Source organism: Pedobacter sp. WC2501 (assembly GCF_052682415.1).
In genome coordinates, this window is record NZ_JBQZFI010000001.1 from 774,834 (window position 1) to 799,009 (window position 24,176).

Annotated in this window: 27 protein-coding genes; 8 read left to right on the forward strand and 19 right to left on the reverse strand. The window is 38.2% G+C overall.

Annotated features, from left to right (window positions below; genetic code table 11):
* The first annotated feature begins 3 nt into the window (after positions 1-3).
* Positions 4-309, forward strand: coding sequence for a YbaB/EbfC family nucleoid-associated protein (locus ACUN24_RS03345; protein WP_121285851.1), 306 nt, complete (start codon positions 4-6; stop codon positions 307-309).
* Between the two features lie 54 nt (positions 310-363).
* Entirely contained in the window at positions 364-1,041 is a 678-nt protein-coding gene (locus ACUN24_RS03350) for a metal-dependent hydrolase (protein ID WP_445561240.1), read from the forward strand.
* A 186-nt stretch (positions 1,042-1,227) separates the two neighbouring features.
* Here the strand turns inward: ACUN24_RS03350 and ACUN24_RS03355 are convergent, their stop codons facing one another.
* The 3 genes from ACUN24_RS03355 to ACUN24_RS03365 all read right to left on the reverse strand — a co-directional run bounded on the left by ACUN24_RS03355 (position 1,228) and on the right by ACUN24_RS03365 (position 5,041).
* Positions 1,228-1,566 (reverse strand): hypothetical protein, encoded by a 339-nt coding sequence (locus tag ACUN24_RS03355; protein ID WP_445561241.1) that lies wholly within the window; start codon positions 1,564-1,566, stop codon positions 1,228-1,230.
* A 153-nt stretch (positions 1,567-1,719) separates the two neighbouring features.
* On the reverse strand, positions 1,720-4,527 hold the full coding sequence (gene polA, locus ACUN24_RS03360) for a DNA polymerase I (protein WP_445561242.1): 2,808 nt from the start codon (positions 4,525-4,527) through the stop codon (positions 1,720-1,722).
* 94 nt (positions 4,528-4,621) lie between these two features.
* Entirely contained in the window at positions 4,622-5,041 is a 420-nt protein-coding gene (locus tag ACUN24_RS03365) for a CPBP family glutamic-type intramembrane protease (RefSeq protein WP_445561243.1), read from the reverse strand.
* 336 nt (positions 5,042-5,377) lie between these two features.
* On the opposite strand from ACUN24_RS03365, the gene ACUN24_RS03370 reads away from it, so the two are divergent.
* Complete coding sequence (locus ACUN24_RS03370; protein ID WP_445561244.1) at positions 5,378-6,058, forward strand: hypothetical protein; 681 nt, start codon at positions 5,378-5,380, stop codon at positions 6,056-6,058.
* Positions 6,059-6,098: 40 nt separating this feature from the next.
* On the opposite strand, the gene ACUN24_RS03375 is transcribed toward ACUN24_RS03370, so the two are convergent.
* From ACUN24_RS03375 to trmB, 6 genes are all read right to left on the reverse strand, one after another.
* Positions 6,099-6,641, reverse strand: coding sequence for a GNAT family N-acetyltransferase (locus ACUN24_RS03375; RefSeq protein ID WP_445561245.1), 543 nt, complete (start codon positions 6,639-6,641; stop codon positions 6,099-6,101).
* The gene (locus tag ACUN24_RS03380; protein WP_445561247.1) at positions 6,641-7,228 is read right to left on the reverse strand and encodes a DNA-3-methyladenine glycosylase I; all 588 of its coding nucleotides are present in this window, start codon (positions 7,226-7,228) and stop codon (positions 6,641-6,643) included. The genes ACUN24_RS03375 and ACUN24_RS03380 overlap by 1 nt, the downstream gene beginning before the upstream one ends.
* A gap of 1 nt (position 7,229) precedes the next feature.
* Positions 7,230-7,592, reverse strand: coding sequence for a four helix bundle protein (locus tag ACUN24_RS03385; protein ID WP_445561248.1), 363 nt, complete (start codon positions 7,590-7,592; stop codon positions 7,230-7,232).
* Between the two features lie 56 nt (positions 7,593-7,648).
* Entirely contained in the window at positions 7,649-8,002 is a 354-nt protein-coding gene (locus tag ACUN24_RS03390) for a carboxymuconolactone decarboxylase family protein (protein WP_025141457.1), read from the reverse strand.
* Between the two features lie 61 nt (positions 8,003-8,063).
* A complete protein-coding gene (locus ACUN24_RS03395; RefSeq protein ID WP_445561249.1) occupies positions 8,064-8,399 on the reverse strand; it encodes an MGMT family protein in 336 nt (111 codons plus the stop codon).
* Positions 8,399-9,049 carry a tRNA (guanosine(46)-N7)-methyltransferase TrmB gene (gene trmB / locus ACUN24_RS03400; protein ID WP_219076752.1) on the reverse strand — a complete coding sequence of 217 codons (651 nt, stop codon included), beginning with the start codon at positions 9,047-9,049 and terminating at the stop codon, positions 8,399-8,401. The genes ACUN24_RS03395 and trmB overlap by 1 nt, the downstream gene beginning before the upstream one ends.
* Before the next feature lie 113 nt (positions 9,050-9,162).
* Here trmB and fcl point away from each other — a divergent pair, with 113 nt between their 5' ends.
* Both fcl and ACUN24_RS03410 read left to right on the forward strand, forming a co-directional pair.
* Positions 9,163-10,089: a GDP-L-fucose synthase gene (gene fcl / locus ACUN24_RS03405; protein WP_445561250.1), complete on the forward strand. Its 927-nt coding sequence runs from the start codon at positions 9,163-9,165 to the stop codon at positions 10,087-10,089.
* 138 nt (positions 10,090-10,227) lie between these two features.
* Positions 10,228-11,160 carry a LysR substrate-binding domain-containing protein gene (locus ACUN24_RS03410; protein ID WP_445561251.1) on the forward strand — a complete coding sequence of 311 codons (933 nt, stop codon included), beginning with the start codon at positions 10,228-10,230 and terminating at the stop codon, positions 11,158-11,160.
* Positions 11,161-11,430: 270 nt separating this feature from the next.
* Here the strand turns inward: ACUN24_RS03410 and ACUN24_RS03415 are convergent, their stop codons facing one another.
* The 4 genes from ACUN24_RS03415 to ACUN24_RS03430 all read right to left on the reverse strand — a co-directional run bounded on the left by ACUN24_RS03415 (position 11,431) and on the right by ACUN24_RS03430 (position 14,139).
* Positions 11,431-11,892: a hypothetical protein gene (locus ACUN24_RS03415; RefSeq protein ID WP_445561252.1), complete on the reverse strand. Its 462-nt coding sequence runs from the start codon at positions 11,890-11,892 to the stop codon at positions 11,431-11,433.
* Between the two features lie 98 nt (positions 11,893-11,990).
* The gene (locus tag ACUN24_RS03420) at positions 11,991-12,599 is read right to left on the reverse strand and encodes a superoxide dismutase (RefSeq protein ID WP_131526311.1); all 609 of its coding nucleotides are present in this window, start codon (positions 12,597-12,599) and stop codon (positions 11,991-11,993) included.
* 414 nt (positions 12,600-13,013) lie between these two features.
* Positions 13,014-13,481, reverse strand: coding sequence for a nucleoside deaminase (locus tag ACUN24_RS03425; protein ID WP_445561253.1), 468 nt, complete (start codon positions 13,479-13,481; stop codon positions 13,014-13,016).
* A 322-nt stretch (positions 13,482-13,803) separates the two neighbouring features.
* Positions 13,804-14,139 carry a tRNA-binding protein gene (locus tag ACUN24_RS03430; protein WP_445561254.1) on the reverse strand — a complete coding sequence of 112 codons (336 nt, stop codon included), beginning with the start codon at positions 14,137-14,139 and terminating at the stop codon, positions 13,804-13,806.
* A gap of 191 nt (positions 14,140-14,330) precedes the next feature.
* Here ACUN24_RS03430 and ACUN24_RS03435 point away from each other — a divergent pair, with 191 nt between their 5' ends.
* The 3 genes from ACUN24_RS03435 to ACUN24_RS03445 all read left to right on the forward strand — a co-directional run bounded on the left by ACUN24_RS03435 (position 14,331) and on the right by ACUN24_RS03445 (position 19,152).
* Positions 14,331-15,815, forward strand: coding sequence for a xylulokinase (locus ACUN24_RS03435; protein WP_445561255.1), 1,485 nt, complete (start codon positions 14,331-14,333; stop codon positions 15,813-15,815).
* Positions 15,816-15,875: 60 nt separating this feature from the next.
* The gene (xylA, locus tag ACUN24_RS03440) at positions 15,876-17,207 is read left to right on the forward strand and encodes a xylose isomerase (protein WP_445561256.1); all 1,332 of its coding nucleotides are present in this window, start codon (positions 15,876-15,878) and stop codon (positions 17,205-17,207) included.
* Positions 17,208-17,484: 277 nt separating this feature from the next.
* Positions 17,485-19,152: a sodium/sugar symporter gene (locus ACUN24_RS03445; RefSeq protein ID WP_132395496.1), complete on the forward strand. Its 1,668-nt coding sequence runs from the start codon at positions 17,485-17,487 to the stop codon at positions 19,150-19,152.
* 358 nt (positions 19,153-19,510) lie between these two features.
* Here ACUN24_RS03445 and ACUN24_RS03450 read toward each other — a convergent pair whose 3' ends face one another.
* The 6 genes from ACUN24_RS03450 to ACUN24_RS03475 all read right to left on the reverse strand — a co-directional run bounded on the left by ACUN24_RS03450 (position 19,511) and on the right by ACUN24_RS03475 (position 24,169).
* Positions 19,511-19,891 (reverse strand): hypothetical protein, encoded by a 381-nt coding sequence (locus ACUN24_RS03450; protein WP_121285797.1) that lies wholly within the window; start codon positions 19,889-19,891, stop codon positions 19,511-19,513.
* A 1-nt stretch (position 19,892) separates the two neighbouring features.
* Positions 19,893-21,128: an ABC transporter permease gene (locus ACUN24_RS03455; RefSeq protein ID WP_445561257.1), complete on the reverse strand. Its 1,236-nt coding sequence runs from the start codon at positions 21,126-21,128 to the stop codon at positions 19,893-19,895.
* Between the two features lie 96 nt (positions 21,129-21,224).
* Complete coding sequence (locus ACUN24_RS03460) at positions 21,225-21,863, reverse strand: MBL fold metallo-hydrolase (protein WP_445561258.1); 639 nt, start codon at positions 21,861-21,863, stop codon at positions 21,225-21,227.
* Positions 21,864-21,911: 48 nt separating this feature from the next.
* On the reverse strand, positions 21,912-22,499 hold the full coding sequence (gene gldD / locus ACUN24_RS03465; protein WP_445561259.1) for a gliding motility lipoprotein GldD: 588 nt from the start codon (positions 22,497-22,499) through the stop codon (positions 21,912-21,914).
* 74 nt (positions 22,500-22,573) lie between these two features.
* On the reverse strand, positions 22,574-23,317 hold the full coding sequence (locus tag ACUN24_RS03470; protein WP_445561260.1) for a shikimate dehydrogenase family protein: 744 nt from the start codon (positions 23,315-23,317) through the stop codon (positions 22,574-22,576).
* An 84-nt stretch (positions 23,318-23,401) separates the two neighbouring features.
* Positions 23,402-24,169 carry a phosphosulfolactate synthase gene (locus tag ACUN24_RS03475; protein ID WP_121285787.1) on the reverse strand — a complete coding sequence of 256 codons (768 nt, stop codon included), beginning with the start codon at positions 24,167-24,169 and terminating at the stop codon, positions 23,402-23,404.
* Positions 24,170-24,176 lie beyond the last annotated feature (7 nt).

A 24,176-nucleotide genomic window follows, 5' to 3' on the forward strand; every position in this document is an offset into this window, starting at 1 on the left:
ATTATGTTCGATAAATTATTTGCGGCTCAACAAAAGGCCGAAGAAGTTAAAAAGCGTCTGGATACAATCTCGGTGTTTGGCGAAGTTGAAAATGGTGCAATAAAAATCACCGCTACAGCCAACAAATCCATCACAGGAATTTCCATTGATGAGGAGTTTTTGAAAAATGCCGATAAGGAAGAATTGGAAGAACTTTTATTAACTGCGATTAACAAAGCTATGGCAAGCGCCGAACAGGTTAGTGCTGCCGAAATGCAGGCCTCTGCGCAGGATATGCTTGGAGGCTTAGGCGGTATGTTTGGGCAATAATATATCGTCAAAATCAATCTTGACACTCAAATCAATCTACTTGATACTAAAACTATGAAATACACTTATTATGGCCAATCATGTTTCTTACTCGAAGCAGCTGGCAAAAAATTATTATTCGACCCATTTATATCCCACAATCCACTAGCTAAAAATATAGACATTAAAGCTATTGAGGCTGATTATATCCTGGTAAGTCATGGTCATAGCGATCATGTAGCTGATCTGGTAAGCCTGGCGAAGCAAACCCAGGCAACCGTTATAGCGATGCCAGAAATTATTGATTGGATTTCTAAACAGGGTGTAGAAAAAGTGCACGGAATGAATTTTGGTAAATTTACTTTCGACTGGGGAACTGTACGCATGGTGCCAGCTACGCACTCATCGAGTTTACCAGACGGGAGTTACGGTGGTAACCCTGCAGGTTTTGTACTTGAAGTTGATGGCAAACAGATTTACTTTGCTGGTGATACTGGTTTAACCATCGAAATGAAGGTATTAGCTGATATTTGCAACCTGGATTATGCTATTTTACCGATTGGTGGAAATTACACCATGGATGTTGATGATGCTTTGGTGGCAACGAAATATTTCGATTGCGATAAGGTGATCGGCGTGCACTACAATACTTTTCCGGTAATTGAAATTGATACCAAAGCTGCTTTAGATAAATTTGAGCGCGAAAACAAAACTTTATTGTTGCCAGAAATTGGTGAGACGATAAGTTTATAGTTTCGGCGAACCGTCATTCCCAACTTGATTGGGAATCTTAGTGCAGTAAGCTTTAAGATTCCCGCCTGCGCGGGAATGACGACCTTTTTCATAGATGCAGATCTGAAACTCTTTCAATCTGACGCCATTAAAACAAAAAAGGGCCTCCGATTTTCATTGGAGACCCTTCAAATTATAAACCTGAACCTAATTCTTTTTAGCAGTGGCAGCTTTGTTTGCTTTGTAACGCATATCTGCTGTACCATCTTTTTTAGTTGGACCAGCAACTTTAGTTACTGCTTTTGCTTTATTTTCTTTAAAACGTTTATCTGGCGTACCATCTGCTTTTACTTTAGTAGCTGTAGTAGTGGTTTTAGTCTCTACTTTTTTAGCCTCTTGTTTTTCGCCTGCTTTAACAGGTGCAGTTGTTGTTTTTACTTCTTTTTTGGCAACAGTTTTAGCTTTAGTAGCTGTAGCTGGTGTTTGAGCAAATGCTGTTGTTAAACCAAATGCTGCGATTGCGATTAAACTCAATAACTTTTTCATAATTCTTTGATTTGTTTTTTAGTTGTTATGAAATTTCTTCGTTTAACTCAGAGGTTTCATAACTTTCGATTTTTATTTTACTCGTTTATTTTGTTGATATAAAATTCATAAATCGATATGAAGTTTTAATGAAGATAATAACTATTTTATTTTTTAATGCGCAGCCAGCCAGTTTTCACCCTCACCAATTTCTACAACAATTGGTACAGTTAATTTAATGGCATTGGCCATTTTATCCTGAATAATTGCTTTCATCACTTCTTTTTCAGACCTTAATACATCAAACACCAACTCATCATGCACTTGCATAGTCATGGTAGATTGCAAATTTTGTACTTTCATCTCTTTGTGGATATTGATCATAGCAATCTTGATCATATCGGCAGCAGAGCCCTGAATAGGCGCGTTAATGGCATTTCGTTCAGCAAAACCTCTTACTGTTTGATTGGCTGAGTTAATGTCTCTCAAATAGCGTCTTCTACCCATTATGGTTTCTACAAATCCATTTTCGCGGGCAAAATTCATGGTATCGCTCATGTAACGTTTAATACCAGGATATTGCGCAAAGTATTGTTCAATAATTTCGGCAGCTTCTTTACGTGGAATACCCAGGTTCTGCGACAAACCAAAAGCCGATTGACCGTAAATAATGCCAAAGTTAACGGCTTTTGCATTTCTACGCTGCGTTCCATCTACTTCTTCAATGCTTACACCATATACTTTTGCTGCTGTTGCCGTGTGGATATCGATGCCTTTGCTGAAAGCATCGAGCATATTTTCTTCTTTGCTGATTTCGGCAATAATGCGCAATTCTATCTGCGAATAATCGGCCGATAACAAAATGTGGTTTTCATCTCTTGCAATAAAGGCTTTACGCACTTCTCTTCCACGTTCAGTACGGATCGGGATGTTCTGTAAATTCGGGTTATTGGAACTTAATCTTCCGGTTGCTGCAACGGCCTGATTGTAGGATGTATGTACCCTTCCCGTTTTAGGATTAACCATTAGTGGCAAAGCATCAACATAGGTTGATTTAAGTTTCTGTAACTGGCGGAAATCTAAAATATCCTTCACGATATCACTTTTACTCGCTAGCGCCATTAAAACATCTTCTCCGGTTTGGTACTGACCGGTTTTAGTTTTTTTAGCTTTAGGGTCGAGCTGAAGTTTATCAAATAAAACCTCTCCCAGTTGTTTCGGCGAAGCCAGGTTAAATTTAATTCCGGCTTTGTCATACACATTCTGTTCGAACTTGATAATTTCAGTTTCAAGCTCTTTAGAATAGGCCTGTAAAGTTTCGATATCAATCCGAACGCCTTCCTTTTCTATATCTGCCAATACATAAACCAAAGGATTTTCAATTTCTTCGGCAAGTTTGGCTGCATTTAACTCTTTTAATTTTGGTTCAAAGATGTGTGCTAACTGCAGAGTTACATCGGCATCTTCAGCTGCATAATCTACAACATCTACCACAGGAACATCACGCATGGTGCCCTGGTTTTTACCTTTTGCACCGATTAGTTTAGTAATTGAGATTGGTGAATAACCAAGGTAATTCTCTGATAATACATCCATCCCATGTCGGGTATCGGGATCGATCAAATAATGCGCAAGCATGGTATCGAAAAGTTTGCCTTTTACTTCTACGCCATACCATTTTAAAACCAGGATATCGTATTTGGTATTCTGGCCGATTTTCTCGATGGCCTCATTTTCCAATATCACCCTAAATTCATCAACAATTAATTGTGCTTCTTCCCTTTCTGCAGGCACTGGGATATAATAACCTGTCCCAGGTTTAATGGAGAATGACAAACCTACTAAATCGGCCATGTTTGCATCAGTACCAGTAGTTTCGGTATCAAAGGAAATCCGCTTTTCGGCAAGTAACAATTTGATCAGATCAGCACGCTGCTCAGCAGAGTCGACCAGCTGGTAATCGTGTTCAGTATTTTCAATGGTTTTGGCTGGAAGTTTTTCTGCTGGTTCTTCTTCCAGCGTATTGGTATATTGTATGGTTTCTCCCGATTGATTGCCGAATAAATCTGTTTGCGTACCCTCCTGAAAGCGCGCTGTGGTTACCGAAAATTCATCACCAAATACCCTGCGCCCTAAAGTCCTGAATTCTAATTCGGTAAATAATGGCTCTAATAAATCACGGCTCGGATCGCAGAGCTCTAAACTGGCTTCATCTAATTCAACGGGAACATCCAAGAGAATTGTCGCTAGTTTTTTAGACATTAATCCCTGTTCTGCAAAGTTTTCTACATTTTCGCGTTGTTTCCCTTTTAGCTCGTGGGAGTTTGCAATAATGTTCTCCATAGAGCCATATTGTTTGATCAGGGCTTTTGCGGTTTTTTCGCCGATGCCCGGAATACCTGGGATATTATCTACAGCATCGCCCCATAAGCCCAGGATATCGATCACCTGCAATACATTTTCGATCTCCCATTTAGCCAATACTTCTTTTACACCCAATATTTCCATATCGTTACCCATGCGGGCAGGTTTGTAAATAAAAATATTTTCAGAAACCAGTTGTGCAAAATCCTTATCAGGGGTCATACAGTAAACCTGATAGCCTTTTTGTTCGGCTTTTTTGGCCAGTGTACCAATAATATCATCTGCCTCATACCCATCAGAAGTAATTACGGGGATATTGAAACCAGTAATCAATTTAATTACATAAGGCATTGCTGCTGCCAGATCTTCAGGCATGGCCTGGCGGTGTGCTTTATACGCTTCGAAAGAGGTATGCCTTTCAGTTGGGGCTTCAGTATCAAAAACTACCGCGATATGTGTTGGTTTTTCTTTCTTCAAAACATCTAATAAGGTATTGGTAAACCCCATTACTGCCGATGTATTGATACCTGTGGAGGTAAAACGCGGATTTTTACTTAATGCAAAATGCGCCCTGTACATTAGCGCCATACCATCCAGGAGAAAGAGTTTTTTATTCATGTGATTACACTGATTTAATGATTACACCGACAAATAGATTTATCGGATGATAAAAGTAACCAAAGTTAAAGGTTTAGAAAAGATAAACCCCAATTTAAGAGAAAAAGAACGTCAATAATACCAGGATAAAATTAAAGCATCCATGTAATAACATCGAATAGCCTAAACCATATTTGATGCGTATGAAACCAAGCGATAGGCCTGTAAATATTTGTGAGCTCACGAATAGCGGAAAAGCGGGATCGCTCAGTGTTAAACCTTTAATATTGCCCAGGTGTGTTAAACCAAATATGATAGCAGCATAATAAAAGAGATAACCAAACGATCTCCGTTGAAAAATCAGCCTCTTGCGAATGTCTATTCTTTTAAAATATCCATGAACAATTAATGCTGCAAAAGAAAAAAGATATAAACAGGCCATGTAAGAAAAATGCTCTTTAAAAAGTAATTTGATATCAGGCCCAAGGTAAAACACACAAAATATATTGAAAGATATTTCTTTCTCAGGTGCCATCTGAATAAAAATTCTTCTATAATCGGAGCAAAAATACAGACCAAAACTATTGTTATTGCTAACCCAAACTTTTTCATGATATCAAATACCTGGACATACTCTTTAATCATTTTAAAATATACCAGAATACAATAGGCGCTTAAAATAAGAGTAGCAAATAAGATGTCGAGTAGGAGCAACCATAAGAGATCTCTCCAAAGAGATTTATTATCTTTACTCAGTTTTAGAAGTTTTGGCTTTTTTAAGAAATGCAAAAATGCAGAGAGCGTTTCAATCATTACTGTTTTTGGATATTATTTTTAAATAATTTACGTTGTATCCCGATATTACTAACTTATGAAGATTTTTAACCTTTTTATTTTATTTTTTTCAATAGCGTTCACCACTTATGCACAGGATTTTATCGTTAAAAATAACGACGATGTAATCCGCGGAACGATAAAAGGAACCGATTATTTTTCGGTGTTTATCAGTGCCAATGATGAGGCTGATGTGATTTTGCCGGCAAAGGATGTGAAAAATTTCTTCTGGAATGGCGATAGCTTTGTGAGCAAGGGATTTGCAAATGGGCGCAATTTCGAATATCGTTTTGTTAAAGTAATCGAAATGGGAACTGTTAACCTTTATTCCTTTGGCGGAGGCACCCTGGTTCCTCAGGTGAAAGAGAAGAAGGTAAAATTCAGGCCTTCAATTGGTATTGGAACAGGCACCGGTGGGTACGGCGGCATGGGTATGGGTGGAGGCATCAGCATCGGCGGCGGACGTAATGCAGCACCTGAAAGACCTGCAGGCGCACCTGTTGTGCGCTACTTTATTGAAAAACCTGGCGCCGGACCTTTACAGGAAGTGCCTATGAAAGCGATAACAGAGGACAGCAAAAAGATTGAGGTGAAGAATATTCTATTGCAGAAAATGGGAGACCAACCTGCCTTAAAAGCCAAGGTAGAAGCCGGAACCGATTTTAACAGCAGAGAGGTAATTGAATGGGTTAAGGAATATAATGCAACAAGGAAATAGCGCCAGGATTAATAATAGATTTTTAGGATTCCAGGATTGTCTAAATAATATCTTCATGCTTTAGCTTTACATATATGGCTAAACTGATAAGCTTATCATTTTTAATTTCACAGTTCTCCATTGTTTTGTGATAGTCAAAGTCAAGTTTTTGCAACACTTTTCTGCTGTTTTCATTTTCAGTTTCAACCATAGCCTCGATTTTTCTTAAGCCTAATTTCTCAAAGGCATAATTACAAATGGAATTTGCTACTTCTTTAATGATGCCTTTTCCCCAATGTTCGGGCAACAGCCAAAAACCGATTTCAGCCTTTTGATCCGTTTTACTTAAATCATTAAGTCCAATGGCACCTAAGCAAACAAGGCTTTCTTTATCACAAATTGCCCACCAAATACCTGTTTCATTCTTTTGAAGCTCATTGAACCAGATCAATTGTTCATTGGTTTCCTCCAGGCTTGCATAGCGCACACCATAATAGCGGATCACATCCGGATGGGATAATCCTTCAAAAACAAATGCCAGATCGTCAGAACAAAATTGCCTCAATAAAAATCTATCCGTGTGTATTGTAGCTGAAGCAAACATTATCTGGCGCAGCAGTTTAATAAGTGGTCATTCACCATGCCAGTTGCCTGCATATGCGCATAACAGATGGTGGTGCCAAAAAATTTGAAACCACGTTTTTTCATGTCTTTACTGATGCGGTCGGAGAGTTCAGTTCTTGGTGGAACATCACTCATTTTTTCGATGTAATTTTGGATTGGTTTACCCCCTGGTACAAAACTCCACATATATTTATAGAAACTCCCAAATTCTTTCTGAATCCCGATAAATAATTTAGCATTGGTAATGGCACCGTTAACTTTTAAACGGTTACGAATAATGCCTTCGTCATTCATTAACCTTTCTACATCTTTTTCAGTAAAGGCAGCTACTTTGTTAACCTCAAAATTGGCAAAGGCTTTACGGTAGTTTTCCCGTCTTCGAAGGATAGTAATCCAGCTTAAACCTGCCTGCGCACCTTCGAGGATCAGAAATTCGAATAAAATTTTATCATCGTAAACGGGCTTTCCCCATTCTTCATCGTGGTATTTGATGTAAAGTGGATCGGAAGTGGCCCAGGTGCAGCGGGTTATTGAGTCCTTAGTCGTGAGTCCAGAGTCGTGAGTCATATCATGCGAATTTTGCAGGATTGTTAATCATGAAGTTTAATAATTTGCTTACCTCTTCACATTGACTATCCAGCTGATTGAATTTTTCTTCAGAGATGTAGTTACATGCAAGCACTACATCTAACCAAACCTGCGTTTCACCATTTTCCATATCTGCGTCTGATAGTTTGCTGATAAAATGATTTGGATACCTTCTTTTTTTATATGCTTCACCGATACTGCTACAAACAGACCTATAAGATCTACGCATCTGATCTACTAAGCTGTATTGCTCTGTTTTAGGAAAATCTTTCGTTAAATTAAAGATGTCCATCAAAAGAGCAAACCCTTTTTTATAAGCGATTAATTCTCTAAACTTTCCCATGTTTTTTTAAACTAATATAATAATTTGGGAAGAGAAAGAGACTACAGACTTAGGGCTTAAGACTCTGGACTAGAACTTAACTCATCCCAATACTCCACAGCCCTTCTATAGTGCGGAATTACAATGCTGCCGCCCACAAGATTGGCAATCATAAAAATTTCGTTCATTTCGTCGCTGTTTACACCCGCGTCGAAACATTTGCCCAAATGGTATTTAATGCAGTCATCACAGCGCAAAACCATTGAGGCTACCAGGCCCAACATTTCTTTTGTTTTAACATCCAGAGCACCGTCAGCATAGGAAGTGGTATCTAAAGCGAAAAAACGTTTGATGTTTGTATTCGCCGTTTCCATGATCCTATCGTTCATTTTTTCACGATAACCATTAAATTCTTCTACTAACTTTCCCATGTATACTAATTATTGAATGAATGATTTTTTTAATGAGAGCATGATGTTCATATTAATTTAATTAGTCAAGGTTGATTTCTTCCAGCGGGTTCCAGAAAACCTTTTTAAAGTTAAGCACCTTATCATTTTTAACTTCAACGCCTTCCTTTCTTAACAACTCTTCCATTAGCTCAGGAGGTCTGAAATGAAACTTTCCGGTAAGCAGGCCACTACTGTTTACCACCCTGTGTGCAGGCACTTGAGGATGGGCTGTTCCGGCATAAAGCATGGCATGCCCGACCATTCTTGATGATTTTGCTGCACCCAAACTTTTCGCGATAGCTCCATAAGAAGTAACCCTTCCCTTCGGAATTAAACGGGCAATCTCATAAACCTGTTCGTAAAAGTTGGTATCCATTATTCAAAAGAAAATTGAATATAATTAATATTCTTATCGTGTAGCAAGTATTTTTTCTCGTAATAGGTTTTGATCGACAATACTTCATCAACCAGATCTGAAGTATATAAATGATCGGTATTTTTTTGTACGGGTAAACTTAATTCTGCAACCTTTTCGCAGGTGTAAGCATACAGTTGGTCGTTATCTGTTTTCAGATTAACATGCCCCCCCGGTTTTAAAACAAGTTTATAACGGTTTAAGAATGCGGGAAAAGTTAAACGTTTTTTCTCACGGCTATCCTGTGGTTGCGGATCAGGAAAGGTAATCCAGATCTCATCAATTTCTCCCTCGTTAAAATAATCCAACAAATTTTCAATCTGTATCCTTAAAAAAGCCACATTATCGATCCCGTCTTCAATAGCTGTTTTGGCCCCTCGCCAAATGCGGTTACCTTTATAATCAATGCCGATGAAATTCTTATCCGGAAACAACCTTGCCAGATTTACCGAATACTCTCCTTTTCCACATGCCAATTCGAGCACAATGGGATTCGCATTTTTAAAATGTGCTGAAGCCCAGTTTCCCTTTAAAGCTTTTCCTTGTTCTAATTGATATACGTTTGCAAATGTTTCGATTTCTGCAAAACGCCTAAGTTTATCTTTACCCAAAAGTTTTTTTTCTGCAAAAATACAATTAAATCAATAATCGAAGTTTCTTTTGCCAGAAAGATTAATGGCAATCTTATTTAGGAATCGTATTTTTGCAGCTTATAAAAATTACCGTGGAAAAAAACGCAAAAATATATGTTGCAGGTCATCGTGGTATGGTGGGTTCGGCCATTTACCGTAAACTGCAAAAAGAAGGTTACGAAAATATCATTATTAAAACGTCAGCCGAACTTGACCTGCGCAACCAGCAGGCAGTTACTGATTTCTTTGCAAATGAAAGGCCGGATTATGTATTTCTTGCTGCTGCAAAAGTTGGCGGCATTGTAGCCAATAATACCTACCGGGCCGATTTTCTCTACGAAAATTTAGCCATACAAAATAATGTGATCCATAATGCTTATGTAACCGGCGTTAAGAAACTAATGTTCCTGGGGTCGAGTTGCATTTACCCTAAAATGGCTCCACAACCTTTAAAAGAAGATTATCTTTTAACCGGAACTTTAGAACACACCAACGAACCTTATGCCATTGCAAAAATTGCAGGGATCAAAATGTGTGATGCCTACCGCGATCAGTATGGCTGTAATTTCATCTCAGTGATGCCCACAAATTTATATGGCTTTAATGATAACTATCATCCTCAAAATTCGCATGTTTTACCAGCTCTGATCCGTAAGGTACACGAGGCAAAAGCGAACAACGAAAAGGAAATTATTGTTTGGGGATCCGGATCGCCTATGCGCGAATTTTTGTTTGCAGACGACCTGGCAGATGCCTGTTATTTCCTAATGCAAAACTATAACGAACCGCACCTGATTAACGTGGGAACCGGACACGATTTAACCATTAAAGACCTCGCTTTATTAATTAAAGATGTATTGGGCTTTGAAGGCGAATTAGTATTCGATGCCACTAAGCCGGATGGCACACCACGCAAGCTGATGGACGTAAGCAAACTCCATAACCTGGGCTGGAAACATAAAATTGAGCTTAAAGAAGGTATTGCCCTGGCTTATCAGGATTTCGAAAGCAGATATTAAGAAATGACTGAATAAGAGAAGGATTGAATGACAGAATGTTTTAATCCACCCCCATTCAATCAATCACTAATTCTCTCATTCATTAATTTTATATAGTTAGAATTTATATCTTTGATAAGATAAATAAATTTTAACTATATGACTTTAGTTCAACTAGAATATATCGTTGCTGTAGATACTTACAGAAGTTTTGTTACTGCTGCAGATAAATGTTTTGTAACGCAACCCACCTTAAGTATGCAGGTGCAAAAACTGGAAGAATTAATTAGTGTTAAAATTTTCGACAGGAGCAAGCAACCCGTAAGTCCGACCGAAATCGGTGCCCAGATTATTGCTCAAGCCAGGATTATTTTACAGGAAAGTGGAAAAATAAAAGAACTGATCAGCAGTCAGCAGCAGGATGTTTTAGGAGAATTAAGAATAGGCGTAATCCCAACTGTTGCACCATACCTGCTTCCCGAAGTGATTTCGGCCATGCTGGATAAGTATCCTGAATTAAAACTTTTAATCTGGGAATATACCACCGAAGACATTATTCATCACCTAAAAACAGGAGTACTCGATTGCGGTATTTTAGCTACCCCACTTACCGACCCAAACATTACTGAAATCCCATTATATTACGAAAACTTTGTAAGCTACATCAGCAAAAACAGCAAACTCTATAAAAAGAAGGCCGTTGATGCTGAAGATCTGAACGAAGAAAACATCTGGCTCTTAAACGAAGGCCATTGCATGCGTAATCAGGTATTAAACATTTGCCGCTCCACAAAAAACAACAGATTACAAGGCTTGGAGTATAATACAGGTAGTGTAGAAACCCTGGTGCGTATGGTTGATTTAAATGGAGGTGCAACACTATTGCCCGAACTTGCTATAACAGAATTAAATGCAAAGCAAATCAACAAGGTTCGTCATTTTAAATCGCCTGAACCTGTACGTGAGATCAGTCTGGTCACACATAAAAACTTCATTAAAAAACGGATGCTTAACGCCTTAAAAGATGAGATTCTGGAAATCATCCCAAAAGCAATGAAGCAAAAAAAGAAAAAAGATGTTGTTGGGATTTAGGCTTCTTGCGAAGTTTAAATGGGCAGTGCGCAGGAAAAACTTCGCAAGTCTACCCCCGCGATCGTCATGCTGAATTTATTTCAGCATCTTTGCTATAAAGACCCTGAAATAAATTACCTTCGGTGAGCTCGCTAAAGGCTCGGTTTACTTCGTAGCTTTTCGCTTCGCTACAGGTCAGGGTGACGACTATTGATTAAATAGTACCTATATAGATAATCCCTGCATCTTTTAATTACTTAATCGATTACCAAAGCTAGTTTGAAAAAAATACTACTGATTTTGTTTTTCTACCGGAGGAGCAGATAACAATCCTTTTATATCACTCTCCACTTCTTTTTCTTCGCCTTTTTTCTTTTTCTTGTTTTTAGCTTTTAAGCCTTTGCCGCTTAAACGTTCTTCAATCACTTTATCATACTCCGCCTGCTGCTCTGGTCTTAAAACATTGCGGATATTCTTCGAGGTCTCATTCTGTAATTTATAGAATTTATCCACATCCTCTTCACGTGAGTTGCCTGCCTGTTGCCTTTTAATTAAATCTGCCTGTTCTTTTGCCTGGTTAAAAGTAAAACTGTAGATAACGCTTTTTTGCGTGCCATTTAGTTTTAACCTTTTGTCAAGATCCTCTACATTCTTTTGTGCAATTTCTGAAGGAGTAGGCACTTTATTTTGCTGCGCACTTACCAATCCATTTACACCAATCACAATTAAGAATAAAATTACAAGCCTTTTCATTTCGAATATTTTATATCTGCGAAGTTACTTAATTATCTTAAAACAAGGAAGTCCCGATTTGCACCGGGACTTCTTTTAAATTTTATGGAAGATTTAGCTTACAAAGCTTTTTTGTAAAGTTCAGCAACTGCATCCCAGTTCACTACATTCCAAATTGCCGCTAAATAATCAGGACGTTTGTTTTGGTATTTTAAGTAATATGCGTGTTCCCAAACATCAATACCTAAAATTGGTGTACCTTTTACCTCAGCAACATCCATTAAAGGATTGTCTTGGTTTGGTGTAGAAGAAACCTGAAGTTTTTTATCAGCACCTACCGATAACCAGGCCCAACCAGAACCGAAACGGGTAGCACCAGCTTCTTGTAATTTAGTTTTAAGATCAGCAAACGAACCAAAAGTTTCGTTAATTGCTTTAGCTAAATCGCCAGTTGGCTCACCACCTTTATTTGGACCTAAAATGTTCCAGAATAAAGAGTGATTATAATGACCACCACCATTGTTTCTAACAGCAGCAGGGAATTTTGAAATGTGTTTTACAATTTCCTCGATGCTCGAAGTCGCCTCTGGTTTACCTTCTAACGCTTTGTTTAAGTTGGTAACGTAAGCCTGGTGATGTTTATCATGGTGGATCTCCATCGTAGTTTTATCGATATGCGGTTCTAATGCATCGGTTGCGTAATGTAACGCAGGTAATTCAAAAGCCATAATGTTTATGTTTTAAGATTTAAAAATGTTTCTTGTAGCAAATATAACATTAGAACGTTAAGATTTGTTCATGTTATTATCATCAAATCATTTTCTGGGTTAATGTTGTAATGTTGAAGGTTTTAATATTGGAAGGTTTTTAGAAAAAATTACCATAATCTCGATTTGCAATCAGGATGCATGATAAGGCGGATTGTATCGCCCTTTATACCTTAAACGCATACAAATGCGGGTCTTACTAAGAGGCTGTCTCATAAAACTGTAGTTTAATTGATTTGTCACGTTGAGCCTGTCGAAACGCCTTGTAAGACATTTAAAACAGGTCCTTCGACAAGCTCAGGATGACAATTCTATATTTATGAGACAGCCTCCTATTAGGCTATCAACTACATTACCATGGACCATTAACTCAAACTACCTCTTCTTCGCAAAGAAATCCTTCATTAACGCTCCGCACTCCTCTGCCATTACGCCGCCTTTTAACACGGTTTTAGGATGGAGCAGGTTTGCATTTTTGGAGATGAATCCTCTTTTTTCTTCTCGGGCACCATACACAATGCGGCCAATCTGTGTCCAGTAACTCGCACCAGCGCACATTACACAAGGTTCGATGGTTACATATAAGGTACAATCCCTTAAATATTTCCCTCCGATAGTTTGTGCCGCTGAGGTAAAGGCCTGCATTTCTGCATGTGCAGTTACATCGTTAAAGCGTTCGGTTAAATTATAGCCCCGGCCAATAATCCTGTTTTTACTTACTACTATAGCACCTATCGGAATTTCATCATCAGCTAAAGCTTTTTTTGCTTCTTCCAAGGCTAATTTCATATAATGGATATCTTCTTCTTCAGAATCGGTATTTTCGAAATTGTAAAAACTCATGGTGCAAATATAGGGTAAGACTTCTGAAGTCTCTAAAGTCGAATATCCTTACTTTTGTTTTGGAGCACAGGGTCAGTGCATATAGGCTACTTCAATCAGGGCTATTTGGTAAGGCCGTGCTTAATAAGAGAACTTCGCGGTATAAATAGATACCCTATTCTCCCACAGATCGCCGCAGATAAAAATCACAGATTTAAAAGATTTATATTACTAAAAGGATCTGCGGTTTCTTATCCTTTTAAATCTGCGTGAAATGCCCCCGCGAAACTTCCAAAGTTTACATGGCCAAGGCCTCAGGCAAAACTTCGGAAGCCTCAAATCATTAGATAAGTTTGCTACCGTTAGGCACTTTGCTTTGCACCGTAGTTAATACGATATCGCCATTTTCATCGGCAAAACCTGTAACTAAAAATTCTGACATGAATTTGCCGATCTGTTTTTTCGGAAAGTTAACCACCGCTACAATCTGTTTTCCAGGTAATTCTTCCAAAGTATAATGCTTGGTAATCTGTGCACTACTCATTTTAATGCCAAATTCGCCAAAATCTACTTTAACTTTATATGCCGGCCTTCGGGCTTCAGGAAATTCGAAAGCCTCTAAAATGGTTCCCACCCTTAATTCTACTTTTTCGAAATCGCCCCATGTAATCTGTTCCATAAATAATCAATGTGTTAATGGCAAAAATATAAATTATTAAATAATTCTCCATTAGCTCCAAAATAAAGCTTAATTCAATTCAAAAGATTGCATTTAATTCAAACGATTTTATAAAAAATTTGCGTTTTATATTTTTCCAACTATCTTTATGCAACCGTTTGCATAACCAAATATTAAAATTAGATGAAAGCATGTATTTATTAGGAATTGATTTAGGTACCTCATCCATAAAAGTTGCCATTGTTGACGCAACTACACAAAGAAACATAGCTACCGCTCAATATCCGGAGGAGGAAACAGCTATCAAATCTTTACAGTCTGGCTGGGCAGAACAATCACCTGATGATTGGTGGCAAAATGTTCAACAGGCTATACTGAAATTAAATTCGACAGGTCTTTTTGATCCAAAAGAAATTAAATCCATTGGTATTGCGTACCAAATGCACGGATTGGTTGTTGTAGATAAAAATCAGCAGGTGCTCCGTGATAGTATTATTTGGTGCGACAGCAGAGCAGTTGAACTGGGCAATAGTGCTTTTGAGGCTATTGGGCATGAAAAATCCTTGAAACATTTATTAAACTCTCCTGGAAACTTTACGGCATCAAAACTGGCATGGGTAAAAGCAAATGAGCCAGATATCTATAACCGCATTGATAAGATAATGCTCCCTGGCGATTTTATCGCCATGAAATTAACGGGAGAAATTACAACAAGTATTTCGGCACTATCTGAAGGGATTTTCTGGGATTTTGAAAACCACGAAATTTCTAAAGATGTAATGGAGTATTATGGCATTTCAGACAATCTTATCCCTACTGTAAAGCCCTTATTCTCCGAACATGGTTATTTAAAAGCCGATATTGCCAATTCTTTGAACTTACCAACAGGTATTCCCGTTGCCTATAAATCTGGCGATCAGCCGAATAATGCGCTTTCTCTAAATGTATTAAAACCCGGGGAGGTTGCAGCCACAGCAGGAACATCTGGGGTAATTTACGGCGTAAGCGACGGGCTTACTTACGATAAACAATCAAGAGTGAATACCTTTGCGCACGTAACCTATTCAGAAGAAAAAAAGCACACAGGGGTTTTACTTTGTATTAATGGTACCGGCAGCATGTACCGCTGGGCAAAACATAATTTCGCGCCACAGTCTAGTTATGCCGACCTGAATATCCTGGCGTCGAAAGCGCCAATAGGTAGTAATGGTTTAAAAGTACTTCCTTTCGGTAATGGCGCAGAACGAATGTTAAACAACCAATATACAGGCGCAGAGTTATTGGGCATAGATTTGAACCTCCACAATCAATCAGATATCTTCAGGGCGATACAAGAAGGGATTGCCTTCTCTTTCCGTTATGGATTGGATATCATGCGGGAAAATGGCATGCAGCCTAAAGTCATCCGTGCCGGAAGGGCCAACCTGTTTTTAAGTGATGTATTTGCACAAACTTTTGTAGATGTTACAGGCATTCCGGTAGAACTTTACGAAAACGACGGCAGTGTAGGCGCAGCATTAGGTGCAGGTATAGGCGCCGGAATTTTTAAAAGTGCAGAGGAAGCTTTTAGCAACCACGAAGTAATTAAGACTTTAATACCACAACATTCAGCTGAATATGAAGCAATCTATCAGGATTGGGAAAAAATATTAGAAAAACAATTAGCAATTGGTTAATGGTTCATAGCCATCGGCTATCAACTATGAACCAACAACCACGAATCAAAAACAAAAAACATGACAAAAGTAGTAACAGGAGCAACTGAATTTTTCAAAGGCATTAACCAGATCCAGTTTGAAGGTCTGGAAAGCGATAATCCATTAGCATTTAGATGGTACGACGCCAACAAAGTAGTAGCAGGCAAAACCATGAACGAGCATTTTAAGTTTGCTTGTGCTTACTGGCATTCATTCAACGGTAATGGTGCCGATCCGTTTGGAGGAGCAACGCATATTTTCCCTTGGGATGAAAAGAAAGATGCTGTAGAAAGGGCAAAAGATAAAATGGATGCGGCCTTTGAGTTTATCACCAAAATGCAAATCCCTTATTATTGCTTCCATGATGTAGATGTGGTAGATTATGGCGACGATATCGCAGAAAACGAACGCAGATTACAGGCCCTTGTTGAATATGCAAAGCAAAAACAAGCAGATAGCGGTGTAAAACTATTGTGGGGAACTGCCAATTTATTTAGCCATAAGCGTTATATGAACGGTGCATCTACCAATCCTGATTTTCATGTGCTGGCACACGGAGCTGCCCAGGTTAAAGCAGCTTTAGATGCAACTATTGCTCTTGGTGGCGAAAATTATGTTTTCTGGGGAGGAAGAGAAGGCTATATGAGCTTATTGAATACCAACATGAAACGTGAGCAGGAGCACCTGGCTAAATTTTTACATGCATCTAAAGATTATGCACGCAAACAGGGCTTCAAAGGAACATTCTTTATTGAACCGAAACCATGCGAGCCTTCTAAACACCAATACGATTACGACGCAGCAACAGTAAAAGGCTTTTTACAACAATATGATCTGTTGGCTGACTTTAAATTAAATTTAGAAGTAAACCATGCAACACTTGCAGGTCATACTTTCCAGCATGAATTACAGGTTGCAGTTGATAATGGCCTATTAGGTTCTATTGATGCAAACCGTGGCGATTATCAAAACGGCTGGGATACCGATCAGTTCCCGAACGATATTAACGAACTAACCGAAACCATGTTAATCATTTTAGAAGGTGGTGGCTTACAGGGTGGGGGTGTAAACTTCGACGCGAAAATCCGCCGTAACTCTACTGATCAGAAAGACTTATTCTATGCGCATGTAGGTGGAATGGATATCTTCGCAAGGGCATTAGTTACTGCAGATGCCATTCTTCAAAAATCTGATTACAAAAAAGTAAGGGCCGACCGCTATGCTTCATTTGACAGTGGAAAGGGTGCCGAATTTGAACAAGGCAAACTAAGTTTAGAAGATTTAAGGAATTATGCTGCAGAAAATGGCGAACCAGAGGTACGCAGCGGAAAGCAGGAATATCTTGAAAATCTAATTAACAGGTATATTTAAATTCATCTTTATATATGTATTCTTCGTGGTCTTCACGGATCATGGAGAATACATATATTTTTTTTACAAAATTAAAAATTACTCAACGCCTTTATTGGCAGGCATTCCATTGCACTGCAAATTGAAATGACCATATACATAGCTCACCTGAGCTCAACAAACCTGAATTTTAGGAAGGTCAAATTAATAAACGTCATTTTAACATTTTTTAATTCAAAAAAAGCAGAGATTAATTTATGATTTTACTACATTTAGACTTCAAAACCAAATAAATTAAATGAAAGTCACAGATTACATTATTTTTCTAGCCTACTTTGCCATTGTAGCAATTTATGGTTTCTGGATTTACCATCGTAAAAAGCAAAAACAGATGAGCAGCAAGGATTATTTTCTTGCAGAAGGTTCACTTACCTGGTGGGCAATTGGCACATCTTTAATTGCCTCGAACATTAGTGCCGAGCAATTTGTAGCCATGAGCGGCGATGGATTTAAAATGGGATTAGCTATTTCTACTTACGAATGGATGGCTGCTGCAACATTGGTAATTGTTGCTACATTTTTTATCCCTGTATATCTTAAAAATAAGATCTACACCATGCCCCAATTTCTAAGTCAACGTTACAATGGTACCGTAGCCATGATTATGGCTGTGTTTTGGTTGTTATTGTATGTTGTGGTAAACTTAACCTCAATTTTATATCTGGGTGCTTTAGCGGTAAGCAGTATTTCGGGTATTGGCTTTTGGTATTGTATGATGGGATTAGCCATTTTTTCGGTAATTATAGCATTAGGTGGTATGAAAGTAATTGGTTACACGGATGTAATCCAGGTAGCGTTTTTAATTTTCGGCGGTTTAGCAACTACTTATTTAGCACTTAATTTAGTAAGTGATCATTTTGGTGGCCACGGCGTATTAGATGGTTTAGCATTCTTAAGAGAAAAAGCACCAGACCACTTCCACATGATATTTAAGAAAGACAGTGCGAATTATGCTTCATTACCTGGTATGACGGTATTGCTTGGCGGGATGTGGATTGTAAACTTAAACTATTGGGGTTGTAACCAGTACATCACCCAGCGTGCTTTAGGTGCTGATCTGAAAACAGCCAGAGCAGGTATTTTATTTGCGGCGTTTTTAAAGCTGCTAATGCCACTAATTGTGGTATTGCCGGGTATTGCAGTGTATATGTTATACCAGGAAAAAACAGGTATTGATGTAAATTCAATGATGCCTGGCGGAGAACTTCGCCCAGATAGAGCTTATCCTACTTTATTGAGTATTTTACCAACAGGGCTAAAAGGTTTATCTTTTGCCGCTTTAACTGCAGCAATTGTTGCCTCATTAGCTGGTAAAATTAATAGTATTTCTACTATTTTTACTTTAGATATTTTTAAGAAACACATTAATAAGGAAGCCAGTGAGAAAAAACTGGTAAGTACCGGACGCGTAGTTGTAATTATTGCAATGGCTATCGCAATCGCTATTTCTCCCTTCTTAGGGATCGATAAAAAAGGTGGTTTCGAATTTATTCAGGAGTATACAGGTTTTGTAAGTCCAGGTATTTTTGCCATGTTTATTTTGGGCTTCTTCTGGAAAAAAACCACTTCAAATGCAGCCTTATTTGCTACTATAGGTGGCTTTGGTTTATCGGTATTGTTGAAATTCTTACCAGGAATGATGGATTTGTCTTTCCTTCACGATTTTGGATTCTCGGTAGCCAATGCAGATGGAATTTATGAAATACCTTTCTTAGATAGAATGGGTATTGTATTTGTAGTCTGTATTGTAGTGATGTTTGCCATCAGTATGTTCGAAAACAGTAAAGGCGATAAATCTAATGGTTTAGAAGTAGATTCGAGCATGTTCAAAGTTCATCCTTCGTTTGCCGTTGGATCGATACTTGTGTTCGGAATTTTAATTGCACTTTACTCGACTTTCTGGTAAAATTAAATCAAGAATATGCAAAAGGCTCGCAATGAAAGTTGCGAGCCTTTTTTGTTCGTCCACTTGCTGGTATTCTTAGCAACCATCTTAACTAGAATCTATTTCAGTGACGGAATATAGATAGACTATAGATGGAACAGAGTTCGTGACTTGTTTAGAGGTATAATGTTTAAACTCGATTTCTTCGTTAACCTTAGAGATACTCTGCGCAACGCTAAACAGGCTAGCCTCAAGAAGTAAGTAGCTTAGCAATCTATTCGAGTCGCTTAGACACACCAACCGACAATAAATTCCGCTTCAGGAAATGATTAGAATTAGAACAGCAAATTGGTCTTAGGGCACCAGGGAAAGAAATGAATTATTGTGCGCAAGGTCCATCAGGAATTTCTTTACTGATTTTAAGTACTTTCATCACCACTAAAGTAGAATCAAAATCACTGGAAACTATGCCGGTATCTGACTTTGCAAAATAGCCTTCCAATTCTACATAAACCGGCTCGTATGGTTTTTCGAAGCCTAAGTTGCTATAAGAAAGCTCCAGGTTTTTTACACTGTCTTTAACCCAATATTCACGCCCGTCCTCGCATAAAGTAAAAGATTTAACTTCAGGACCAAAACTATACAAACCTTTAACGGTTTTCAGATTACTTTTTTCTCCTTCGGCTTTATCGTTCCTACAAGCTGTAACGGCTACGCCAAGGAGCACAACGAGTACAATTGCTTGCTTAAATAACTTCATTTTATATAGTTTGATTAATTTGATCTATCTTTTTAACACTTAAATTGGATGACAAAGCAGATGCCAAAAATGAGAAGATACCTACCGTAACGAAAACTAAAACAAAATCTTTCCATTTTAGCGCAATCGGGTAAGAACTTACCAGTGTTTTGTTCACTTCATCGCCCATTTTAATTAAACCATAGGTATGCTGAAAATAGTAAAATATGATACCAATAATTAAACCCAATACGCAGCCAGACATGGTGATCATCATGCCTTCAAATAAAAATATACGTTTGATTAAATTCTTTCCTGCACCTAAACTGCTCAGAATGGCAACATCCTTTACCTTATCGATTACTAACATGGTTAACGACCCTATGATATTAAATATAGCAATAATCAGGATAAAAGTAAGAATAATATATACTGCCCATTTTTCGGTATTTAAAATGTGGTAGAGTGATTTATTTTGTTCGGCCTGATTTCTGACTTCATAATCTTTACCCGCCTTTTCGATTATTTCCTTTTTAAAATCGTCTACGTCGACACCCGGCTGGAGATTGATCTCAATAGCAGACACATTTTGATCTTCTCCGAGCAGTTCACGGGCAAAATCGAGTGGAACAATAATACCATTGTCGAAATCTTGCTGCACCTCAAAAACGCCGCTCACCCGGATATTCTTTACCACAAAATCGTCGGCCGGATTTATCGTATTTGCTGCGATATCTTTCTTTGGCGAATAAATTTCTAACTCTGTAAATGGATCAACAGTATTCACGGCCAGATAACTTTGTAAAGCAGAACCAATTACGGCATTATCGCCGCTTCTGTTGTGTAATACAAAATGACCTTCTTTAATGGTACTATCTAATTTACTGTTCTTCAAATAATCTAAACTTACGCCCTTAACCATTCCAACAGCCTGTTTGTTGTTGTATTTTAGTAAAGCATTTTCTTGCAGCACCTCAGTAAAAGCAGCAACATCTTTATTTTTTCTGAGTTGATTAAAATAGCTTGTATTTGGATCAAAAGTTTTACCCTTAGCTGGTGTAATGGCAATTTGTGGGGTAATGGTATCGAACATATTCAATACCACTGTTTCTAAACCGTTAAATACCGAAAGGATAATAATCAAAGCAGCGCTGCCAACCATTACACCTACCATAGATATGCCCGATATCAGGTTAATGGCATTGGTTGATTTCTTGGCAAAAAGATACCTTTTGGCAATATAAAACGATGTATTCACGCTGGCAAAGATAGGTAAAAGGTTGAGGGTTTAAAGGTAGAAGGTATAGGGTTGTAAGCCTCTACACTTAAAAAAACTTAAAAACAATAATTAATATTAAAAAAACGGATTGTTTTGCTTTTCAAAACCAATGCTTGTAGCTGGTCCATGGCCAGGATAAACTTTGGTTTCATCAGGTAATACAAAAAGTTTATCGGAAATGTTTTGGATTAATTGCTGATGGTTGCCCCCTGGAAGATCGGTACGGCCAATACTGCCATAAAAGAGTACATCGCCACCCACCAAAATATGATCAGCAGCGCTGTAAAAGCATAAATGCGCAGGCGAGTGGCCTGGTGCAAAAATTAAGCTTAAAATACTGTTGCCAAATGATATGGTACCGGTTTCGGGTAAAAAAGTATCAGGTTGCGGAGAAACCTCGTAACGGGTAAAACCCATTGATGGTGCATAACCGGGAACGGCATTTAAAATTGGCAATTCGCCCTGATGAAACTGTGGTTTTAAGCCATAGGTATCGAACACAAATTTATTGCCGAAAACATGATCGAGATGACAATGTGTATTGAGCAATAAAACAGGTTTTAAGTCTTCGTTTTTAATGAAGGCTGCCAATTCATTTTGCTCAAAACCTTCGTACATGCCCGGATCGATAATGACACATTCTTTGGTTTCATCGTAAAGCACATAGGTATTTTCACTATAAGCGTTAAAGGTGAAGGTTTTTATTGTAATCATAAATTTTAGAAAAAACCTGCTTTCAAGGGCAGGATAACAAATAATAAATTAATTTTTCCACCTAAAGGTAGAAATCAGCGTATCGATATCCTTTTTAATAAATTTAACAACGGGCTCAATAGAATCGTATTGTGGGCGTTCATTAAAATATAAAGCTCCTCTAAAATAATGCCTGGCACTATCGGTTAAAAAAAACTGGACGGAAGAAGCCGTATTCCCTTCAATGGCGTAGTAAATACCATAAACTTTGTGATCAGGAAAATTGATGATTTTTTGATCAATTGCGCTTGCTTTTATCGTATGTTTAAAGGCAAGTTTCCGTGCGTCTTCTACCATTTCGTCATATTCGACTTTACCTGAAACATCATAATAGGTTAAATGCAAAAAGCCATTAAACTGTTTAAAGTGTAAATTGTACCAGTTTTTCTGGGCATCACGGCTTTGATCCTGCTCTACAGCAGCATAAGTAGGGTATTTGAACGAAAAGGGAACTGGCCTGGTAAATGTGATGTAGTTCTTTTTAGGAAAAATAATCCTGAAATAAGCTTTTGGCTTCGGACTATAATCATGGTTCTGGCAAGCTGTTATGAATAAAAGCAGTACAAATGGAACACAGATTAGTGGTTTAAGTTTCATAGCATTTTATCGAAGATTGTTTCCCCGAAAAGTCGGGGCAGGCTGTCGTTCCTGCTGCAAAACGGCAAGTTAAATTATTTATTCCAGATTGTCCAGGCTTTTTCTGCTTGTTTGTACAGCATTTCCAAACCGTTTTTAATTGCCGCACCATGTTCGGCAGCTTTAGCCAAAAATGCGGTCTCCAGCGGATTGTACACTAAATCGTAAGCTAAATACTCAGACCCAAGCAAACTGTAATCAATTTCGGGAAAGGTATCTACATCTGGCGACATTCCGAGTGGTGTGGTATTGATCAATAACTGGTGTGATGCTAAAATCTCTTGTGTAATTTCTGAATATAGAATAGCACCAGGAGCCACTGTTCGTACTACAACCTGATATTGGATATTTAACTTTTCTAAAACGTACTTTACCGCCTTCGCGGCGCCGCCATCACCAAAAACAAGTGCTTTTGTGTGTTGCGGCTTTAACAATGGTCTTAGCGATTCTTCAAAGCCATACGCATCGGTATTATAGCCTTTTAAATAGGTCGCACCTTCAAAGGTTTTGATTGAAATACAATTTACGGCACCAATTTTTTCTGCAGCTTCATCTACTTCATTTAAATAACAAAGCACATTAACTTTATGTGGAATAGTTACATTAAGGCCATATAGTGATGGGTTTTCACTCAGCAGATCGGGCAGCGATTTAATATCGGCAATAGGGAAAAGCTCATATTGATGATCGGTTATCCCCTCATTTTGAAATTTTTCTGTGAAATATTTTTTCGAGAAAGAATGAGAAAGTGGGTACCCGATTAAGCCGTATGTTTTCATATTGATATAATAAGCAAACCTTACAGGTTTCAAATACCTGTAAGGTTTATTTAACTATGCGCTTAGCAATGACGAATTTTGTCTTTATTTTACCTGGTTCAGGAAAAAGTCGAAAGTGTCTCCACGTAATCCTAAACGAATGGTTTCTAAAGGAATTACTTCAGCCGGGGCAATATTACCAAGGTTTACATTGCTACCAATTAATTTAATAAACCAAACCTGCTGTTCTTTTTGAGGGGCTTCCCAAATAATGGTTTCTTCAGGAATCTGGGTTAAAATTTCATCAACCAATCCTTCACGTACTTCGCCGCTTCCACGGTAAATACCTACATTACCACCTTCGCGGGCCTCGGCAATTACTTTCCACGAACCTGCCTCAATTTCAGCCTTCATTAATTTAATCCACTTATATGGCGCAAATATCTTAGCAGCATCTTTACTTCCTACTTCAGAAATAACGGTTACCTGTTTAGACAGTTCGCGGATAAACTCACATTTTTTATCGTGCTCAATTTCGATAGAACCATCAGAAACTTCTGCATATTCCATCCCGTATTGATCTAAAACACGTTGATAATCTGAAAACTGATTACGGATAATAAAGGCTTCAAATAATGTTCCACCGAAATAGGTAGGAATGCCTGCACTTTTATATAAAGCTAATTTTTCTTTAAGCTTCGGTGTTACGTGTGATGTTGCCCAACCTAATTTTACGATATCTGTATGTACGCCGGCAACTTCAATAAAATCTTCAACCTGGCGCAGGCTCAATCCCTTATCCATAACCATAGTTAAGCCTTTTTGGCGCGGTTTAGCTGGACGTTCGGGAACGTTTAATAATGGATAATTCATATGCGTA

Coding starts and splice junctions, on each gene's coding strand:
- ACUN24_RS03345 (WP_121285851.1), top strand. CDS start 4: ATGTTCGATAAATTATTTGCGGCTCAACAAAAGGCCGAAGAAGTTAAA.
- ACUN24_RS03350 (WP_445561240.1), top strand. CDS start 364: ATGAAATACACTTATTATGGCCAATCATGTTTCTTACTCGAAGCAGCT.
- ACUN24_RS03355 (WP_445561241.1), bottom strand. CDS start 1,566: ATGAAAAAGTTATTGAGTTTAATCGCAATCGCAGCATTTGGTTTAACA.
- polA (WP_445561242.1), bottom strand. CDS start 4,527: ATGAATAAAAAACTCTTTCTCCTGGATGGTATGGCGCTAATGTACAGG.
- ACUN24_RS03365 (WP_445561243.1), bottom strand. CDS start 5,041: ATGGCACCTGAGAAAGAAATATCTTTCAATATATTTTGTGTGTTTTAC.
- ACUN24_RS03370 (WP_445561244.1), top strand. CDS start 5,378: ATGAAGATTTTTAACCTTTTTATTTTATTTTTTTCAATAGCGTTCACC.
- ACUN24_RS03375 (WP_445561245.1), bottom strand. CDS start 6,641: ATGTTTGCTTCAGCTACAATACACACGGATAGATTTTTATTGAGGCAA.
- ACUN24_RS03380 (WP_445561247.1), bottom strand. CDS start 7,228: ATGACTCACGACTCTGGACTCACGACTAAGGACTCAATAACCCGCTGC.
- ACUN24_RS03385 (WP_445561248.1), bottom strand. CDS start 7,592: ATGGGAAAGTTTAGAGAATTAATCGCTTATAAAAAAGGGTTTGCTCTT.
- ACUN24_RS03390 (WP_025141457.1), bottom strand. CDS start 8,002: ATGGGAAAGTTAGTAGAAGAATTTAATGGTTATCGTGAAAAAATGAAC.
- ACUN24_RS03395 (WP_445561249.1), bottom strand. CDS start 8,399: ATGGATACCAACTTTTACGAACAGGTTTATGAGATTGCCCGTTTAATT.
- ACUN24_RS03410 (WP_445561251.1), top strand. CDS start 10,228: ATGACTTTAGTTCAACTAGAATATATCGTTGCTGTAGATACTTACAGA.
- ACUN24_RS03415 (WP_445561252.1), bottom strand. CDS start 11,892: ATGAAAAGGCTTGTAATTTTATTCTTAATTGTGATTGGTGTAAATGGA.
- ACUN24_RS03420 (WP_131526311.1), bottom strand. CDS start 12,599: ATGGCTTTTGAATTACCTGCGTTACATTACGCAACCGATGCATTAGAA.
- ACUN24_RS03425 (WP_445561253.1), bottom strand. CDS start 13,481: ATGAGTTTTTACAATTTCGAAAATACCGATTCTGAAGAAGAAGATATC.
- ACUN24_RS03430 (WP_445561254.1), bottom strand. CDS start 14,139: ATGGAACAGATTACATGGGGCGATTTCGAAAAAGTAGAATTAAGGGTG.
- ACUN24_RS03435 (WP_445561255.1), top strand. CDS start 14,331: ATGTATTTATTAGGAATTGATTTAGGTACCTCATCCATAAAAGTTGCC.
- xylA (WP_445561256.1), top strand. CDS start 15,876: ATGACAAAAGTAGTAACAGGAGCAACTGAATTTTTCAAAGGCATTAAC.
- ACUN24_RS03445 (WP_132395496.1), top strand. CDS start 17,485: ATGAAAGTCACAGATTACATTATTTTTCTAGCCTACTTTGCCATTGTA.
- ACUN24_RS03450 (WP_121285797.1), bottom strand. CDS start 19,891: ATGAAGTTATTTAAGCAAGCAATTGTACTCGTTGTGCTCCTTGGCGTA.
- ACUN24_RS03460 (WP_445561258.1), bottom strand. CDS start 21,863: ATGATTACAATAAAAACCTTCACCTTTAACGCTTATAGTGAAAATACC.
- gldD (WP_445561259.1), bottom strand. CDS start 22,499: ATGAAACTTAAACCACTAATCTGTGTTCCATTTGTACTGCTTTTATTC.
- ACUN24_RS03470 (WP_445561260.1), bottom strand. CDS start 23,317: ATGAAAACATACGGCTTAATCGGGTACCCACTTTCTCATTCTTTCTCG.
- ACUN24_RS03475 (WP_121285787.1), bottom strand. CDS start 24,169: ATGAATTATCCATTATTAAACGTTCCCGAACGTCCAGCTAAACCGCGC.